Below are 15,028 nucleotides of genomic sequence, written 5' to 3'. Positions count from 1 at the left end.
ACGCGCTGACGGGTGGCGATCCTGACGTAAGTTCAGGACCGGAAGATGTCGACCTTCCGGAATCCGTGTCCGCGTACACGCAAAGGCGTCAGCGGTCAAGCTTGGGTGGTCTCAGGCGGCGCCGTCCGACGTCTCGAGTTGACCCGTCAGCGCATGGAGCGAGTCGCGCATCTCGTCCAGTTGCTCGTCCGTCAACCCCGTGGCGCAGGCGACCTGGAACTGGGCGTCCGAGGCCGCTTCGCGCAGATCGCGCCCCTTATCGGTCAGCATGACATGCACCACGCGGCGGTCTCTGGTGTCCCGCTCGCGGCGCACGAGACCCGCAACCTCCAGCCGGTCGATCAGCGGTGTGATCGCGTTCGGCGCCAGTTTCAGCCGGTCCGCAATGTGTCGCGTCGTGCCCGGCCCGTCCTGCCAAAGCGTCAGCATGACGATGTACTGCGGATACGTCAGGTCGATGGCGGCCAGCAGCGGGCGATAGGAACGGACGATGGCGTTGGACGCGGCGTAGAGCGCGAAGCACAACTGGTTGTCGAGAATAAGCGGGCGCTTTTTCATGGTATGAACATTTCCTTAATGCACGAAGTATGTCTGAGGCTTGCTTTCTGCGCAAGGCTTCAGCTACCCGCTGCTCCTGCGGAAGGCCGGGTCAGCCAGTCGTTGATCGCGGTCTCGACGGCGCGGCGGTCGCCCGAACCGTAGCTGCGCTCGAGCGGCAGGGATCCGTCCGCGGTCAGCAACGTCAGCCGCGTCTGGCGTGAGCCCTCGTTCCACTCGGCCTCGACCTGCGCGCCCTCGACCGCGTGCAGTGGAATCGCGGTCAGGCGACGGTGCAGCAGCCGCCGCTCTTCGTGGACGGCGACGCCTTCGGCTCGTGCAAAGACGGTCCGGGTCCATGGAAACGCCATCCAGGCCAACCCCAGAAGGCCCAGCCCCAGCAGGCCGGGCACCAGCCGCTCCCAGCGCTCGTCGGCACCGTTTCCGGTAAGCGCGACGACGGCAAGGATCATGCCCATACCGGCAGTCATCCAGGCCGCCGGACCGGGGCGGCCGGCCACCACCAGGCGCTCGTCGCTGTCGTGCAGAACCCTCATGCGCGAAACGCTACGCTTTGGTTGTGGCGGGAAATAGGCGCTTCAGTCCTGCCGCGCGCTCTGATAATCCGCCGCGCATGCAGACTGTCGCTGCCCTCTATCGCTTCGCCCGTTTCGAGGATCCCGCCGCCTTGGCAGGTCCGCTTCGTCATGTCTGCGCGCAAGGCGATGTGCGCGGCACGCTGATCCTGGCGGCGGAAGGTATCAATGGCACCATCGCCGGCCGCGAGGACGGCATCCGCGCGGCGGTGGCGCATATCCGCACGCTGCCCGGCTGCGCCGATCTTCAGCCGAAGTACAGCACCGCCTCCGAGCCGCCGTTCGGCAAGCTCAAGGTCCGGCTGAAGTCCGAGATCGTCACCATGGGCGAGCCCGGCATCGATCCGCTCGGCAGCGTCGGCACCTATGTCGCCCCGCAGGACTGGAACGCGCTGATCTCGGCGCCGGATGTCGCGGTGATAGACACCCGCAACGACTACGAAGTGGGCATCGGCACGTTCGAGGGCGCGGTGGACCCGGAAACCCGCAGTTTCCGCGAGTTCCCCGAGTGGTGGCAGCAGAACGCCGCGCGATTCGAGGGAAAGCGCGTCGCCATGTTCTGCACCGGCGGGATTCGGTGCGAGAAGGCGACCAGCTATCTGAAGGAGCAGGGCGTCGAACAGGTCTACCACCTGGACGGCGGCATTCTGAAATACCTCGAGGACGTGCCCGCGGACGAAAGCCTCTGGCGCGGTGCCTGCTTTGTCTTCGACGACAGGGTCTCGGTCACGCATGGGCTGGAGGAAGGGCCGCACCTGATGTGCCACGGCTGCCGCCGTCCGCTGGAGCCCGAGGATATCGAGCGTCCGGAGTACGAGCGCGGCGTCAGTTGCCATCGGTGCATGCACGAGCACAGCGACGCGGACCGGGCGCGGTTCCGCGAGCGGCAGCGGCAGATCGACCTGCTTCGGGCGCGGGAAGTATCCGACGATACGCCGCGGACGTAATTCTGCGCGGACGTACTATATTAGCAGAAATCGCACCGCCCGAGTCATAGCGGGCTTTGAATGGGGATCATCATGACGCGCGTTATTGCACTTTCCGCACTCGCTGCCGTGTTGGCGGCCTGCACGCCGCCCAGCGACGGCCGCAGCCAGATTGAGGTGTCGGCCGGGATTCCGCCCGAGTACGCCGGTCAGCTCAACTCGACCGAAATCGCGACGATCCATCACATTCGAAACGACAGTTCGCTGAACACCCAGCAGCAGAACGCCCGGATCGACAAGATCCTGTCCGGCAGAAGCATCCAGTACAACCGCAGCTTCTGAGCCTTCAGGCTGCGGCTGGTACCGCCGCCGCAGCCCGATTCTCGCGCACCGGCAGGTGCACGATGGCCGAGAACGCGCCGACGCCGACACCGATCCACCAGACCTGATCGTAGGTCCCGTAGATGTCGTAGAGCTTGCCGCCCAGCCAGACGCCCATGAAGCTGCCCAGCTGGTGCGAGAAGAAGACGATCCCGTAGAGCGTGCCCATATAGCGCAGGCCGTAGAGATGCGCGACCAGCCCGCTTGTCAGCGGCACCGTCGCCAGCCACAGCGCACCCATGCCAACCGAGAACAGGATCACCGTCAGCGGGGTCATCGGGAACAGGATGAACAGCGCCGCGAACAGGGTCCGCCCCGCGTAGATCCCCGCCAGCAGGTATTTCTTGCTGTAGCGCTTGCCCAGCCAGCCCGCCGTGATGGTGCCAGCGATGTTCGCCATCCCGATCAGCGCCATCGCCCAGGCGCCCAGCGCGGCGGTATCGCCGATCCCGATGCCGGCCAGGATGCCCGCCGGGTCGATGGGGCCGCAGACCTCGGTGATGAAGGCCGGGAAGTGGGCGGTCACGAAGGCCAGTTGGTAGCCGCACGAAAAGAAGCCGATGAAGATCAGCGCATAGGACGGGTCGCGGAAGGCGCGGCGCAGGACCTGGCCCATGCTCTCTTCCAACTCGGTGCGGCTGGCGGCCTCGGCCCCGCGCATCAGGGGCAGCATCAGCAGCGCGCCGAGGATGATGACCGAGAACACCATGAAGACGCCTGACCAGTTCATGAAGCCAAGCAGGTACTCGGCGAACGGTGGGCCGACGACCTGCCCGGCAGAGCCCGCCGCCGTCGCGACGCCAAGCGCCATGGAACGGTGCTCGTCCGCGGCGGCGCGGCCGACGACGGCCAGGACCACGCCGAAACCGGTGCCCGCGACGCCAAAACCGACGAGGATCGACCACATCTGGTGCGCCTCGGGGGTGACGGCCTGCGAGGAGAGGACCAGCCCCAGCGCGTAGGTCAGCGCGCCCAGGATGATCGCGCGGCGGTCTCCGAACCGCTCGCCGATGGCGCCGAACACTGGCTGGCCGATGCCCCAAGCCAGGTTCTGGATGGCGATCGCAAGCGAGAATTCCGAGCGCAGCCAGCCGAATTCGTCCGCGATCGGGATCTGGAAAACGCCGTAGGACGCGCGGATAGCGAAGCCAAGCATCAGGATCACGGAGCCTGCGATGAGCACAGGGGTGAACAGCCTCGGAGGCGAGGCGAAGGCGGCAGTGGTCATGGGAAGTCCTTTCGGCGGCAGTCTTTACTTCCCGGGTTGCGGAGGTCAAAGGATAATGAGTGAAGTCACCCATTCCGTTTCACGATGAAACCGTCGCGAAAGGACAGTCCTCCCATGCCGCAGACCGTACACCAGGGCGTGCTCCAGGCCTGGAGGGCGCGCGTTGCCTCGGGCGCGCTGCGCGATGACGCGGCGCAGCGGCTGGCGGTCGAGAAGCTGCAACTGCTGGAAAGCCGGCTGAAAGGCTACGAGCCGGCGCAGCCGCGCAAGGTGCTGCTGGGCCTCTTCGGCTGGGGCCGCGAGCGGATGGAGAACCGCGAGGTGCCGGGGCTCTACATCTATGGCGACGTGGGCCGGGGCAAGTCGATGCTGATGGACCTGTTCTTCCAGACGGCGCCCATCGAGCCGAAGCGTCGGGTGCATTTCCACGCCTTCATGCAGGAGGTCCACGAGGGGATCCACGCGGCGCGGGCCAAGGGAATCGACGATCCCGTTATGCCGGTCGCGGACGCGATCGCGGACGGGGCGACGCTGCTGTGTTTCGACGAGCTTCAGATCACCGACATCACCGATGCGATGATCGTGGGCCGCCTGTTCCAGCGGCTGTTCGAGCGGGGTGTCGTGGTGGTGGCGACCTCAAACCGGCATCCGGACGATCTCTACAAGGACGGGCTTAACCGGCACCTGTTCCTGCCTTTCATCGCGCTCATCAAGGAGCGGATGGAGGTCCACGCGCTCGACAGCGATACCGATCACCGGCAGGCGCGGATGCGGGGGCGGGAGGTCTATGTTTCGCCGCTGGGGGCCGAGGCGGACGCGGTGCTGGATGGCTGGTGGCAGGAGCTGGCGGGCGGCGCGGGCGCGCCTCTCACGCTGAAACGGAAGGGGCGGGACGTGGTGATCCCGCAGGCGGCGAACGGGGTCGCGCGCGCGAGTTTCGACGATCTGTGCAAGCAGCCGCTGGGGCCGGGGGATTTCCTTGCGCTGGCCGAAGCGGTGCGGGTGCTGATCCTCGACCGGGTGCCGCTGCTGAGCCGGGCCCAGAACAACGAGGCGAAGCGGTTCGTCACGCTGATCGACGCGCTTTACGAGGGGAAGGTGCGGCTGATCTGCTCGGCCGCGGCGGAGCCGGAGAAGCTCTATGTCGAGGGGGCGGGGGCGTTCGAATTCGGGCGCACGGCCTCGCGGCTGGAGGAAATGCGTAGCGGCGAGTGGCCGCCCGCCGAGGGATGAGGCGGCGTGAAAAGGGGCGTGAAATTCTGGATTTCATCGTGAAAACCCCCTTAACCTCATGAAATATATGCTGAAAAGTTTATGAAAACTTCGTAAACCCCTTTCGAACCTCCGGGTTAGGGCAGTTGACCTGCATCAGAGCCAAGCCCGTTCATGTCTGATCCAATGTCCGGAACGAGAAGCAACCGGAGGGCGGCGGATGTGCTGGAGCGCTTCCGCATCGGTCGGAATGGTCGTCATCGGCAGCGCCGCTACGGCGGTGACGGTGATGCGCGGCGAGCGCCCGGCGATCTGGGGAACGCTGGCCTATTTCACGTTGATGGAGGCGCTTCAGTCGACCGGCTACGCGGTCGTCGATGAATGCGGTACGGCCGCGAACCGGAACATCACGCTGCTGTCCTACCTGCACATCTGTTTCCAGCCGATCGTCATCAACGCCTTCGCCATGGCGGTCGCGCCGCGCGAAGTGCCCCGCGCGACGCGGCGCTGGGTCTGGGCGCTGTCGGGGCTGGCGACCGCGATGCTTCTGCTGAGGCTGGTGCCGCTTGAGGCGTTGGGGCGATGCGCGATCGGCGATCCTTTATGCGGCGATGCGATCTGCCTGACCTCGGGCAATTGGCACATCGCCTGGCAACTGCCGCTGAACGATCTGCCCGCGGTGCTGGGACTGCCCGGGGAATTCCCGTTCTACCTGGCGGCGGTCTTTGCCCTGCCGTTGATCTACGGCGCCTGGCGGCTGGTGCTGTTCCATGCGGTGGCCGGGCCGATCCTGGCAATGATGCTGACCGACGACCCGAACGAGATGCCGGCGATCTGGTGCCTGTTCTCGATCGGGTTGGTACTGATCGCCATGAGCCCCTTTGTCCGGCAGACGGTGATGCACGCGCCTTTTCCGGCTCGGGCTTAACGCGGGTCCGGTACGGGCTTGTCGAGCGATGGAACGTGGAGGCTCCACGCGGTGCCGCCTTCGACGGTACACTCCAGCCGAGCGTCGAGTTGCGTGGCGAGTGCGGCGACGATCCGCGGGGTCAGCCAGTTTCCGTCACCGCCCTTGGGCAATCCGATACCGTCGTCGACGACGTCGAGCCGGTAGCCCCCCGCATCCGGGCGAAAGGCGATCTCGACACGGCCGCCGTCCTGGCCGGGGAAGGCGTGCTTGATCGCGTTTGTGACCAGCTCGTTGGTCAGCAGCGCCAGCGGCAGCGCCCGCTCGACGTGAATCTCGGCATCCTCGAACCGGCCGTCGAGAACCACTTCCGGCGGGCAGATCGCGTCGCGGATGTGCGTCAGCAGATCGGTCAGCAGCTGTCCGGTGCCGAGGATCTCGACCTCGCGGTTGGCGTCGAGCAGGTCATGAACCACAGCAATCGACCGGATCCGGGAGGCTGCGGTCTCGAGCGCGAGGCTTGTGCTGTTTTCGCCCGAGGACCGCGCCTGCGAGCGCAGCAGGGATGAAATGATCGCCAGGTTGTTCTTGACCCGGTGGACGAGCTCGCGCTTGAGCCCTTCGGAAATCTCCATCGCGGCCCGCAGCTGCGCCTCGGTCTCGCGTTGCAGCGCAAGCTGGCGGTTGAGCTGGCGGATCTGCTTGGCATGCTCGACGAAGGGTTCAGAGAGATCGTTGAAATAGGTCATCAGCACCAGCGGCGGTCTCGACCGGTCTTGCCTAACGCCGCGTGCCCGCGCCGGGACAACCTGCCCGTCGCGCTGGAGCCGGACCGGAACCCAGTTCGACGATCCCGCGATCTGCCCCAGCAATTCCGGCAACGAGGTCCCCGGCGTGGTCCAGCCCTCCAGCGTTGCGAGCGTCGCGGGCCCGTCCACCATTGCGCCGAAGGCCTTTCGGGCGGCAGCGTTGGCGAAGAGCACATGTCCCCCGAGATCGACGACCAGGGTGGCAACCGGATGATCGGCCAGTGCGAGCTGGGCGATCCAGGGCTGCATGTCCGCGGTCATTGGCTGCCGCTGTCTCCGAAATCGGGCAGGCGATAGTACTCCCGCTCGTTGTGAGACAGCTCTTCCGAGGGCTCCAGGTGGACGACCACGCGGCAGCCCGGCGCGCCGGCGGCGATGGTTTCGTCCAGCTCCACGCGCGCATAGCCCAGATTGTCTGCCGCAATGCGCCCGAACACGTTCGAGGTCATCATGCACAGCGATGTCCGGTCGCGCACCTTGTCTCCGAACGGGCAACGGCGATTGCCGAACACAAGTTTCCCGTCATCGGCCGAGATCAGGTAGAAATCGCCGCCGATCCGGGCCTTGAGGTCCACGCAGACCTCGGCGACATGGTCGCGGTCCAGATGATCGCGGCCAAGCGCCGCGCGGTAGTCGGAGTCGATCCAGCGGCCGACCTGTCCGCCGACGGTGCTGATATAGCCCTCGGCGGCGTCTATGCCGACGACCTGTTCAAGCGTACCTGACAGCTGCCGCAGCAGCTCGCGCAGGAAAACGTCGCGGTCGAGGCCGACGTCGGCCTTCGGTACGTCCGTGGTCATGAATGTGCCTCCCTATCGGGTAGACTATCAGACAACCGATGCGCGCGTGAATGATCTTCGCGCGGCTTATTCCGCTTTCGCAACCTGAGTGACGGCGTCGCCGCGTGCGGCGCGTTTCCAGGCGAAGACCGTGTCCTGTTCGATCCAGTCGTACTTGTCCTCGTCGGTGCCGACCCAGGTCAGGCGGCCGCCCTTGCGCCAGGGGTCGAGCACGATGCCGTCGAACATGCCGTCGCCGCGGCGGCTGACGATCAGCGTGCTGTGCTCGATGCGGAAGGTCTTGTCATAGTTGGCGATGCCGCGGTGCAGGGTGAGGGTGCGGAACCCCTCCTTCGCCATGCGGGCCTCGAGATCGTCGGCCCACTGGTAGCACAGGCCGCGCGGCTTCATGCCCATGTTGACCTTGGTGTTGTGCACCAGCGGGCGGTCGGTGATCTCGTACTCCTTGGCCAGCACATTGGTGTACTGGTAGGCGACCTGCGCGGCGCGCTGCGCCTCTTCGGGATCGACCTCGGGACCGAGGTCCCGGAAGGCGCGGCTGAGTTCGGCGATCTGATCCTGTGTCGCGATTTCCGGGCCCATGTCGGCGTCGGGACGGACACCGCAGGCGGTCAGCGCGGTCAGAGAGAGAAAAAGCAGCAGTTGCAGCGTCTTGAGCATGGTCTTCCGGTCCGGCGAACTTTTATCGCCGGGTGACCTAGCGTGAAACTGGTTGCAAGTCGAGGTTTTGGGTACTGGCCCCGCGGCATTGTGATCGCGGAGCCATATTTTTTGGCAGTTCAGCTGCCCCGAAGCCGCTGAAGCAGGCTCGAGGAGGCGAACCCGTCGGGCACCAGGCCCTGCGAGCGCTGGTAGTCGCGGATCGCGTCCATCGTGTTCGGCCCGATCAGCCCGTCCGCGCCGCCGGTGCTGTAGCCCTTGGCGGTGAGGCGCTGCTGCATCTCGACCTTCTCGGTGCGCGAGAGCGTGCGCTCGTTCCGGGGCCAGGGGGCGCTGAAGTCGGGGGCGCCCATGATCCGCTGCGCCAGGTGGCCGACGCCCATCGCGTAGGAGGTGGCGTTGTTGTAGCGCTTGATGACGCGGAAGTTGTTGAACACCATGAAAACCGGGCCGCGCGCGCCAGCGGGGGCAATCAGCGCCGCCTCGCCGTAGTTCGGCACCGCCTTGCCGTCGAGACCGCGCACGCCGAGCTGGGTCCAGCGCCGGACCGGGCGGCGCAGATCCTGGTCGATGTTGCCGTAGTTGAACCCGGCGGGCAGGCGGACCTCGACGCCCCAGGGTTGGCCCTTGGTCCAGCCGAACTGGCGCAGGTAGTTGGCGGTGGAGGCCAGCGCGTCGGTCGGGTCCTCGGACCAGACGTCGCGGCGGCCGTCGCGGTTGAAGTCCTGCGCGTAGGACTGGTAGCTGGTCGGAATGAACTGGGTGTGGCCCATGGCGCCTGCCCAGGAGCCGCGCATGCCTGCGGGCGAGACGTCGCCGTTCTGCAGGATCCTGAGCGCGGCGATCAGTTCCTCCTCGGCGAAGGCGCGGCGGCGGCCCTGGACGGCGAGGGTGGCGAGCGCTTCGATCACCGGGGTCGAGCCGCGGAACGAGCCGTAGTTGGTTTCCATCCCCCAGATCGCGACGACGACCGAGGCGTCGACGCCGTAGGTCTGTTCGATCGCGCCGAGGGTCTGCTGGTACCTGCGGTAGTTCTCGCGGCCGGTGGAGATCCGTGCGCTGGAGACGGCGGTGTCGAGGTATTCCCAGATCGGCTTGGTGAACTCGGCCTGCTTGCTGTCGAGACGGACGACCTCTGCGTTCATGCCGACGCCCTGGAAGGCGGTGTCGAAGGTGCGTTGCGAGATGCCGGCGGCGTAGGCGCGGGGACGGAAGCTTTCGCGCCAGCGGACGAAGGCGCTGCCGGACTGGGCGAGCTGGACGTTTTGCTGGACGGCGCCTTGGGCGTTGCCGCTGCTGCGGAGCATCGGGCGGGTGTCCTGCGCCGTGGCCGGGGCGGCGATCAGCGCCGCGGCGGTGAGAAGGGTCAGGCGTTTCATGGCCGGGTCCTGCTTGGGTTGCTGCTCGGGGTCTTGTTGTTTTGCCGGAGAGTGTAGCGCGAATGACGGCGCGGCAAAAGCATTGCCGGTGATCCGGCGGTATCGCGGCGGAGCCGCGATGCAACCCTTGAGCCCGGCCCCGCCTGCGGCGGGATCCGGGCGGTTGGCGTCTAGTGGCGGCCCCGGCGCTTGAGCTTCTTCTTCGTGCTGATCCGCTTGGCCTTCGCGCGGCCCGGTGCGCGGCGGGTCGGGCGCCCGGCGGGGCGGGAGGACCGGGGCAGCGCCTCGCCCTCGAGTTCGAGAAGCTCGAACACGAGGCCGCCGGTGACGGCCTGCGCTTCGGTCAGACGGACGAGGACGCGCTGGCCGAGGCCGATAATCTTGCCCGACCGGTCGCCCATAAGGGTCTGCGCGTCGCGGTCGTGGTGGAAGTACTCGTCGCCCAGCGTCGCGATCGGCACCAGGCCGTCGGCGCCGGTCTCGTCCAGTTTCACGAAGAGCCCGAAGCGCGCCACGCCCGAGACGCGGCCGGTGAACTCGTTGCCGACCCGGTCCGCGAGATAGGCCGCGAGGTAGCGGTCGGTGGTGTCGCGCTCGGCCTGCATGGAGCGGCGTTCGGTCGAGGAGATCCACTCCGCCGTACTGTCCAGCCGCTCGACGTCGAGATCGGAGAGCGCGTCCTTCGCCTTGGTCTCGCCGCCCTTCCAGCCATGGGCGCGGATCAGCGCGCGGTGCACGATCAGGTCGGAATAGCGGCGGATGGGCGAGGTGAAATGCGCGTAGGAGCGCAGCGCCAGGCCGAAGTGGCCGTAGTTCTCGGACGAATAGTAGGCCTGGGTCATCGAGCGCAGGACACTGAGGTTGATGAGTTCGGCCTCGTCGCGGCCCGCCGCCTGGTCGAGCAGGCGGTTCAGCGATTTGGTCGTGAGCACCTGCCCCTTGGCGAGGCTCAGGCCCGCTGCCGAGACGGTCTCGCGCAGGCTGTCGAGTTTCTCGGGGCTGGGTTCCTCGTGGACGCGGTAGAGTAGGGGTGTGTGCTTGCGCTCCAGCGTTTCGGCGGCGCAGACATTGGCGAGGATCATGAATTCCTCGATCACCCGGTGCGCGTCGAGCCGGTCGCGGAAGGCGACCGACAGCACGGTTCCGTCGGCGTCGAGCACGATCCTGCGCTCGGGCAGGTCGAGGTTCAGCGGCTGGCGCCGGTCACGGGCGCTGTCGGCGGCGCGCCAGGCGGCCCAGAGGGGTTTCAGCACTGGCTCCAGCAACTCGGCGGTCGTCTCGTCGGGCTGGCCGTCGATTGCGGCCTGGACCTGTTCATAGGCGAGCGCGGCGGGCGAGCGCATCAGGCCGCGGGTGAAGCGGTGCGACGTCTTGCGGCCCTCGGCGTCGAGTTTCATCTCGACGGCGATGCAGGGACGGTCGACGCCTTCGTGCAGCGAGCAGAGGTCGGCAGAGAGCGCCTCGGGGAGCATCGGCACGACGCGGTCGGGGAAATAGGTCGAGTTGCCGCGCTCGCGCGCCGCGTCGTCGAGCGCGGTGCCGGGGCGGACATAAGCGGCGACATCGGCGATGGCGACCCAGACCACGTGGCCGCCGTTGCCGTCCGGCAGGGCGCAGACCGCGTCGTCATGGTCACGCGCGTCCGAGGGGTCAATGGTGATGAGCGGCAGATGGCGCAGATCCTCGCGGCCCTCGGGCGTGGTGATCGGCTTGGCGTTCTCGGCCTGCTCGACCGCCTCGCGCGGGAACTCGTCGGGGATGCCGTGGGCGTGGATCGCGATCAGGCTGACCGAGCGCGGCGCCGAGGGATCGCCCAGTCGTCCGGTGATCCGCGCGCGCGGCAGGCCGAGCCGGTCGCGGGGACCGGTCTGCTCGGCCTCGACCAGTTCGCCATCCTGCGCGCCCATGCGGTTCCCGGCGCTGACGGTCCATTCGTGGCCCGTGCCGCGTTCGAGCGAGAGGATCCGGCCGCCGGCCTCGGTCTCGCGGTAGAGGCCGAGGACCTTGCGTGGGCCCTGGCCGATGCGGCGGATGAGGCGGGCGGTGTAGGCGACGCCCTCATCCTCGGAGGGGCTGAGCCGGGCGAGGATCCGGTCGCCCTCGCCGAGTGCGGGTTCCGAGGCGCGCAGATGCACCAGGATCCGGGGTAGCGGCTCGTCGCTCTCCCATTGCGCGGGCTCGGCCCAGAGATCGCCCGAGGCGTCCGGCCCGGTCACGCGCAGCACCGAGACCGGGGGCAGCGCGCCCGGCTCGCGGATGTGCTTGCCCTCCTTGGTGATGTCGCCGCTGGCTTCGAGCTCTTTCAGCATCCGCTTGAGCGGAATCCGGTCGGCGCCCTTGATGCCGAAGGCACGGGCGACTTCACGTTTCGAGGTCTCGCCCGGGTTCTCGCGGATCCAGGCGAGAATGGCGTCCTTGGAGGGTAGGTTGTCCATGATCGCGGCGTAGCACGCGCCGGGGGACGGCGAAAGGGCGGTGGTATTGCCTGGGGCCGGAGGGCGGGTTGGCGGGCAGGCGCCGGATGCCTCCGGCGGGGATATTTGGGGGAAAGTGGAAGGCGGGAGCGGACGGTTGGCCTGCGTCCGGCCTTTGGGTCAGTTCGCGAGGGCGATGGCCTGGGTCTCGATCATGTAGCGCGCGCCGAAGCAGATCCCGGCGAGCGGGTCGAGCAGGACGTCCCCGGTGAGTTCGCCGCTGGCGTCGATCACGGCAGAGATCGCGCCGTCTGCCTCGATGTCGGTGTCGCGGGCCAGTTGCGCGGTCAGCAGCAGGTCCGAGAACGGGGCGATGTCGAATAGCTGGATCCGGGCAGCGGCGGCGGCATCGACGAAGACAAGGATGCGGACACCGTCGCCGGGGCCGCAATTGGTCCGGGAATTGACGGCGAGCGCCGAGGGAAGCTGCCCGGACAGTTCGAGGTCGAGGATCGACCAGAGGTTCGAGATAACGATCGTGCTGGAGAGGTTCGCGCCCTCGCTGACCTTGACCGGGCAGTCGGAGAGCAGGGTGACGCCCGGCAACGCGACGTCTGCGGGGATCGCCAGCACTTCGTTCGCGCGACAGGTGACGTGCACGGTCTGGTTCGCCTGGACGCCCGCGAATTCGAAGAGATCGAGCGTGGTACGGGTGTCCGCGCCCGCCACGAGGTCGGCGAGCACACTGGTCATCTGGGCGTCGGTCAGCAGCAGATCGGGAAGGTCGGCGACGAGGCGGCTTGTGAGGGTCGGGAGCAGGGCGAGCGGATCCAGTGGTCCGAGGTCGGGAACCTGGTCCAGGACCGCCGAGGCGAAGACGCTGTCGACGATGTCGATCACCTGCTCTGGCAGCCAGGCGCCGTCCTCGGCGACCTCGATGTCGGCGCGAGCGTGAAGGCAGAGCCCGACGAAGACGTCGACGTTCTCGACATCCGCCCTCGTGCGGAGGCTGAGCAGGGGATCCACACATTCGGCCCGCCGGGTCTCGACCGTGCGGGCGACGGCCTGCACCGATATGTCCCAGCGGTCGAAGCCGATCACGCGGAGGAAGTTGGTGGGCAGGCTGTTCCCGTTGATCCGGTCCCGGCGGAGCGTGACGCGGATCGCGTCGGGGTCGACGGCGGATGCGGTGAAGCTGCCCGTGTCGCTGTCCCAGTTTCCGAGGGCGACATCCTGGGGGACCAGGGCATCCCGGAAGCTTGGGTGCGTAAGATTGAGCGCGACCTGGTCGAGGGCGACCTGCGCCGGATCCTCGTCTGTGCCGAGCGCCGGATCCAGCAGGTCGTTGCGGGTCATCGCTGCTGCGCCGGCATGGGCTCCGGCCTGGGCGGCGGCATGGAGCATGGCCTTGACGCGCCAGGCGTGCGCGCCGTCGACGGCGAGGCCGCCGATCGCCAGACAGACCACGGTCCAGAGCACGTTCGGCGCCGTCACCCCGCCGCGATCGTCCGCGAAGAGCCGGTTCCGCATCCGGGAGAGATAGCTGCGGAACCGGCGTCCGCCTGGGGGCAGCGGCTTCGACGTGCGGGGGGCGGCGGGCATCAGACGGGCTCCTTCACCATGACCACGCGTGCCTCGAGCGAGCCCCAGGAGGGGCCGGTCAGGATGTTGAAGACGGCGGTCTCCTCCATCGGGACGGTGACGTGGATGACGGCGTCGTCGCCATCGTTGCGGGCGCTGACGGACAGATGTTCGTAGCGGGACGAGACGCGGGACTGGACGTAGGCGACAGCCTCGTCCTCGTTCATCTGGTGCATGGCCATCCGGCGTGCGCCGTCGCGGGCCGCGTCCCACATGCCGGCGTTTGCCGTGAGGATCAGCGACAGATCGACGATCACCGAGATGAGCAGCAGGAAGAACGGCAGCCAGATCACATGCTCGACGGTGGCTGAGCCGGTTGCGTCGGTGCGGAAGCGGTGAATGCGATCAGCGAGGGTCATCGTACGAGTCCGGGTTCAAGGGCCCTGAGGCCGGGGGAAACTGGGGTGGCGGGAACATGCATCCGCCGGACTACTCGTGACTACGAAACCAGACTCGGCCATGATTGTGGCGGGAATGCATCCGGAATAATGACAATCTCAGGTTGTGTTGCGATGTGACCGAACCCTGGCCATTTGCCCGTGAGCCGAGAAGATTGTGGGTGGCGGGAAGCCTGTTCTGGCTGGCTCAAAACCGGTTCGTGCGACACTAATCGGCGGGACTGCAAAGAAAATTCTTCACGTATGCATCGCCCAACGCGCAGATGGGGTCTTCTTCTTCAGATTGTTTTCGGGCGTCGATCCGACCGTGATTGCGGCGGCGCGCGGGCGCAATTGTGGCCGTGGCGTCAGTTTTGGGGTGGCGATGCGCCGATGCCGACGTCCTGGAGTGCGGAGAACGCGGGCGGCGGTATCGCGCCAGGGGCGCCGAACGGGTTCGAGAGGGCGTAGATCAGGAACAGGATAATGCCGGTGTAGGTGCCGAAGAGGCAGAGCAGCACCACGTTCTGGCGCCGCGGCGGGAACGGGTAGTAGACCATCGCGACGAGCACCACGCCGGAGAGTGCGGCGAACCAGAACACGCTGAGCACGGCGTTGTTGCGGTGGCTGAGCCGCAGGTCGCGGGTCTCGGCGATCAGGTGGATGCGGTCGAGCATGTGCTCGCGGAGCGAGGCTTGCCGTGGCGTCTGCGGATCGAGGTCCAGCATCAGTTCGTAGGCGGTCTCCCAATGCGCCCAGGCGGTGGCCGAGAGCGTGGCGGCGAGGCCGGTGCGTGTCCATTCGACCTCGACGATGGTGCGGACATAATCGTCGAGCGCCGGGCGGATCGCCTCGGCGGCCTGCGGGCTGTAGCGCCGGGCGTCGTTGTAGATGTCGGCGATCGCGCTGGCTTCCTGGTAGCTTTCGGTCTTTAGCCGCTGGTACTCCGCGCCCTCCTGCGCGAAGGCGAGCGCGAGGATCAGGCCGTGCAGCGCGGAAATGCGGAAGACGACGGAGCTGGCAAGCTCGGCGGTGCGGGGCTCCGGCTCACCGGCCAGCCGCCGGGTCAGTAGCCAGGCGGCGAGGATCACAGTGACGGTCGAGCCGACGAACGCGAAGCCGTAGACGAGGTTGAGCAGCATGAACCCTCCCCGCCTTTCC

Annotated in this window: 15 protein-coding genes; 4 read left to right on the top strand and 11 right to left on the bottom strand. The window is 67.2% G+C overall.

Annotation, left to right across the window (positions count from 1 at the left end; all coding sequences use genetic code 11):
* Window positions 1-111: 111 nt before the first annotated feature.
* Entirely contained in the window at window positions 112-558 is a 447-nt protein-coding gene (locus tag ACW9UR_RS09940) for a MarR family winged helix-turn-helix transcriptional regulator (RefSeq protein ID WP_458916804.1), read from the bottom strand.
* A gap of 59 nt (window positions 559-617) precedes the next feature.
* Window positions 618-1,094 carry a hypothetical protein gene (locus ACW9UR_RS09935; protein WP_458916803.1) on the bottom strand — a complete coding sequence of 159 codons (477 nt, stop codon included), beginning with the start codon at window positions 1,092-1,094 and terminating at the stop codon, window positions 618-620.
* Between the two features lie 77 nt (window positions 1,095-1,171).
* On the opposite strand from ACW9UR_RS09935, the gene trhO reads away from it, so the two are divergent.
* Both trhO and ACW9UR_RS09925 read left to right on the top strand, forming a co-directional pair.
* Entirely contained in the window at window positions 1,172-2,080 is a 909-nt protein-coding gene (trhO, locus tag ACW9UR_RS09930) for an oxygen-dependent tRNA uridine(34) hydroxylase TrhO (protein WP_458916802.1), read from the top strand.
* Between the two features lie 60 nt (window positions 2,081-2,140).
* Window positions 2,141-2,401 (top strand): hypothetical protein, encoded by a 261-nt coding sequence (locus ACW9UR_RS09925; RefSeq protein ID WP_458916801.1) that lies wholly within the window; start codon window positions 2,141-2,143, stop codon window positions 2,399-2,401.
* Window positions 2,402-2,405: 4 nt separating this feature from the next.
* Here ACW9UR_RS09925 and ACW9UR_RS09920 read toward each other — a convergent pair whose 3' ends face one another.
* On the bottom strand, window positions 2,406-3,668 hold the full coding sequence (locus ACW9UR_RS09920) for an MFS transporter (protein ID WP_458916800.1): 1,263 nt from the start codon (window positions 3,666-3,668) through the stop codon (window positions 2,406-2,408).
* Window positions 3,669-3,782: 114 nt separating this feature from the next.
* Here ACW9UR_RS09920 and zapE point away from each other — a divergent pair, with 114 nt between their 5' ends.
* Entirely contained in the window at window positions 3,783-4,901 is a 1,119-nt protein-coding gene (zapE, locus tag ACW9UR_RS09915) for a cell division protein ZapE (protein ID WP_458916799.1), read from the top strand.
* Window positions 4,902-5,100: 199 nt separating this feature from the next.
* Complete coding sequence (locus ACW9UR_RS09910; RefSeq protein WP_458916798.1) at window positions 5,101-5,808, top strand: DUF5765 domain-containing protein; 708 nt, start codon at window positions 5,101-5,103, stop codon at window positions 5,806-5,808.
* Here ACW9UR_RS09910 and ACW9UR_RS09905 read toward each other — a convergent pair.
* From ACW9UR_RS09905 to ACW9UR_RS09870, 8 genes are all read right to left on the bottom strand, one after another.
* Window positions 5,805-6,857: a sensor histidine kinase gene (locus ACW9UR_RS09905; protein WP_458916797.1), complete on the bottom strand. Its 1,053-nt coding sequence runs from the start codon at window positions 6,855-6,857 to the stop codon at window positions 5,805-5,807. The genes ACW9UR_RS09910 and ACW9UR_RS09905 overlap by 4 nt on opposite strands.
* Entirely contained in the window at window positions 6,854-7,396 is a 543-nt protein-coding gene (locus ACW9UR_RS09900) for a methanogen output domain 1-containing protein (RefSeq protein WP_458916796.1), read from the bottom strand. The genes ACW9UR_RS09905 and ACW9UR_RS09900 overlap by 4 nt, the downstream gene beginning before the upstream one ends.
* Before the next feature lie 66 nt (window positions 7,397-7,462).
* A complete protein-coding gene (locus tag ACW9UR_RS09895; protein ID WP_458916795.1) occupies window positions 7,463-8,056 on the bottom strand; it encodes a hypothetical protein in 594 nt (197 codons plus the stop codon).
* Between the two features lie 119 nt (window positions 8,057-8,175).
* Window positions 8,176-9,435, bottom strand: a complete 1,260-nt coding sequence (locus tag ACW9UR_RS09890) for a lytic murein transglycosylase (protein WP_458916794.1) — start codon at window positions 9,433-9,435, stop codon at window positions 8,176-8,178.
* Window positions 9,436-9,605: 170 nt separating this feature from the next.
* The gene (gene rnr, locus ACW9UR_RS09885) at window positions 9,606-11,870 is read right to left on the bottom strand and encodes a ribonuclease R (RefSeq protein ID WP_458916793.1); all 2,265 of its coding nucleotides are present in this window, start codon (window positions 11,868-11,870) and stop codon (window positions 9,606-9,608) included.
* Window positions 11,871-12,029: 159 nt separating this feature from the next.
* Window positions 12,030-13,451, bottom strand: a complete 1,422-nt coding sequence (locus tag ACW9UR_RS09880) for a TadG family pilus assembly protein (RefSeq protein WP_458916792.1) — start codon at window positions 13,449-13,451, stop codon at window positions 12,030-12,032.
* Window positions 13,451-13,849, bottom strand: coding sequence for a TadE/TadG family type IV pilus assembly protein (locus ACW9UR_RS09875; protein WP_458916791.1), 399 nt, complete (start codon window positions 13,847-13,849; stop codon window positions 13,451-13,453). The genes ACW9UR_RS09880 and ACW9UR_RS09875 overlap by 1 nt, the downstream gene beginning before the upstream one ends.
* Before the next feature lie 386 nt (window positions 13,850-14,235).
* The gene (locus ACW9UR_RS09870) at window positions 14,236-15,009 is read right to left on the bottom strand and encodes a bestrophin-like domain (RefSeq protein ID WP_458916790.1); all 774 of its coding nucleotides are present in this window, start codon (window positions 15,007-15,009) and stop codon (window positions 14,236-14,238) included.
* Between the last annotated feature and the right edge of the window lie 19 nt (window positions 15,010-15,028).

It is taken from the genome of Halovulum sp. GXIMD14794 (genome assembly GCF_054457455.1).
The sequence above is the reverse complement of the archived record's forward strand: the minus strand, read 5'-3'. Positions and strand labels throughout refer to the sequence as shown.

What these genes read in the sequence shown, in the direction of transcription:
- ACW9UR_RS09940 (WP_458916804.1), bottom strand. Translation starts at nt 558, where the DNA reads ATGAAAAAGCGCCCGCTTATTCTCGACAACCAGTTGTGCTTCGCGCTC.
- ACW9UR_RS09935 (WP_458916803.1), bottom strand. Translation starts at nt 1,094, where the DNA reads ATGAGGGTTCTGCACGACAGCGACGAGCGCCTGGTGGTGGCCGGCCGC.
- trhO (WP_458916802.1), top strand. Translation starts at nt 1,172, where the DNA reads ATGCAGACTGTCGCTGCCCTCTATCGCTTCGCCCGTTTCGAGGATCCC.
- ACW9UR_RS09925 (WP_458916801.1), top strand. Translation starts at nt 2,141, where the DNA reads ATGGGGATCATCATGACGCGCGTTATTGCACTTTCCGCACTCGCTGCC.
- ACW9UR_RS09920 (WP_458916800.1), bottom strand. Translation starts at nt 3,668, where the DNA reads ATGACCACTGCCGCCTTCGCCTCGCCTCCGAGGCTGTTCACCCCTGTG.
- zapE (WP_458916799.1), top strand. Translation starts at nt 3,783, where the DNA reads ATGCCGCAGACCGTACACCAGGGCGTGCTCCAGGCCTGGAGGGCGCGC.
- ACW9UR_RS09910 (WP_458916798.1), top strand. Translation starts at nt 5,101, where the DNA reads ATGTGCTGGAGCGCTTCCGCATCGGTCGGAATGGTCGTCATCGGCAGC.
- ACW9UR_RS09905 (WP_458916797.1), bottom strand. Translation starts at nt 6,857, where the DNA reads ATGACCGCGGACATGCAGCCCTGGATCGCCCAGCTCGCACTGGCCGAT.
- ACW9UR_RS09900 (WP_458916796.1), bottom strand. Translation starts at nt 7,396, where the DNA reads ATGACCACGGACGTACCGAAGGCCGACGTCGGCCTCGACCGCGACGTT.
- ACW9UR_RS09895 (WP_458916795.1), bottom strand. Translation starts at nt 8,056, where the DNA reads ATGCTCAAGACGCTGCAACTGCTGCTTTTTCTCTCTCTGACCGCGCTG.
- ACW9UR_RS09890 (WP_458916794.1), bottom strand. Translation starts at nt 9,435, where the DNA reads ATGAAACGCCTGACCCTTCTCACCGCCGCGGCGCTGATCGCCGCCCCG.
- rnr (WP_458916793.1), bottom strand. Translation starts at nt 11,870, where the DNA reads ATGGACAACCTACCCTCCAAGGACGCCATTCTCGCCTGGATCCGCGAG.
- ACW9UR_RS09880 (WP_458916792.1), bottom strand. Translation starts at nt 13,451, where the DNA reads ATGCCCGCCGCCCCCCGCACGTCGAAGCCGCTGCCCCCAGGCGGACGC.
- ACW9UR_RS09875 (WP_458916791.1), bottom strand. Translation starts at nt 13,849, where the DNA reads ATGACCCTCGCTGATCGCATTCACCGCTTCCGCACCGACGCAACCGGC.
- ACW9UR_RS09870 (WP_458916790.1), bottom strand. Translation starts at nt 15,009, where the DNA reads ATGCTGCTCAACCTCGTCTACGGCTTCGCGTTCGTCGGCTCGACCGTC.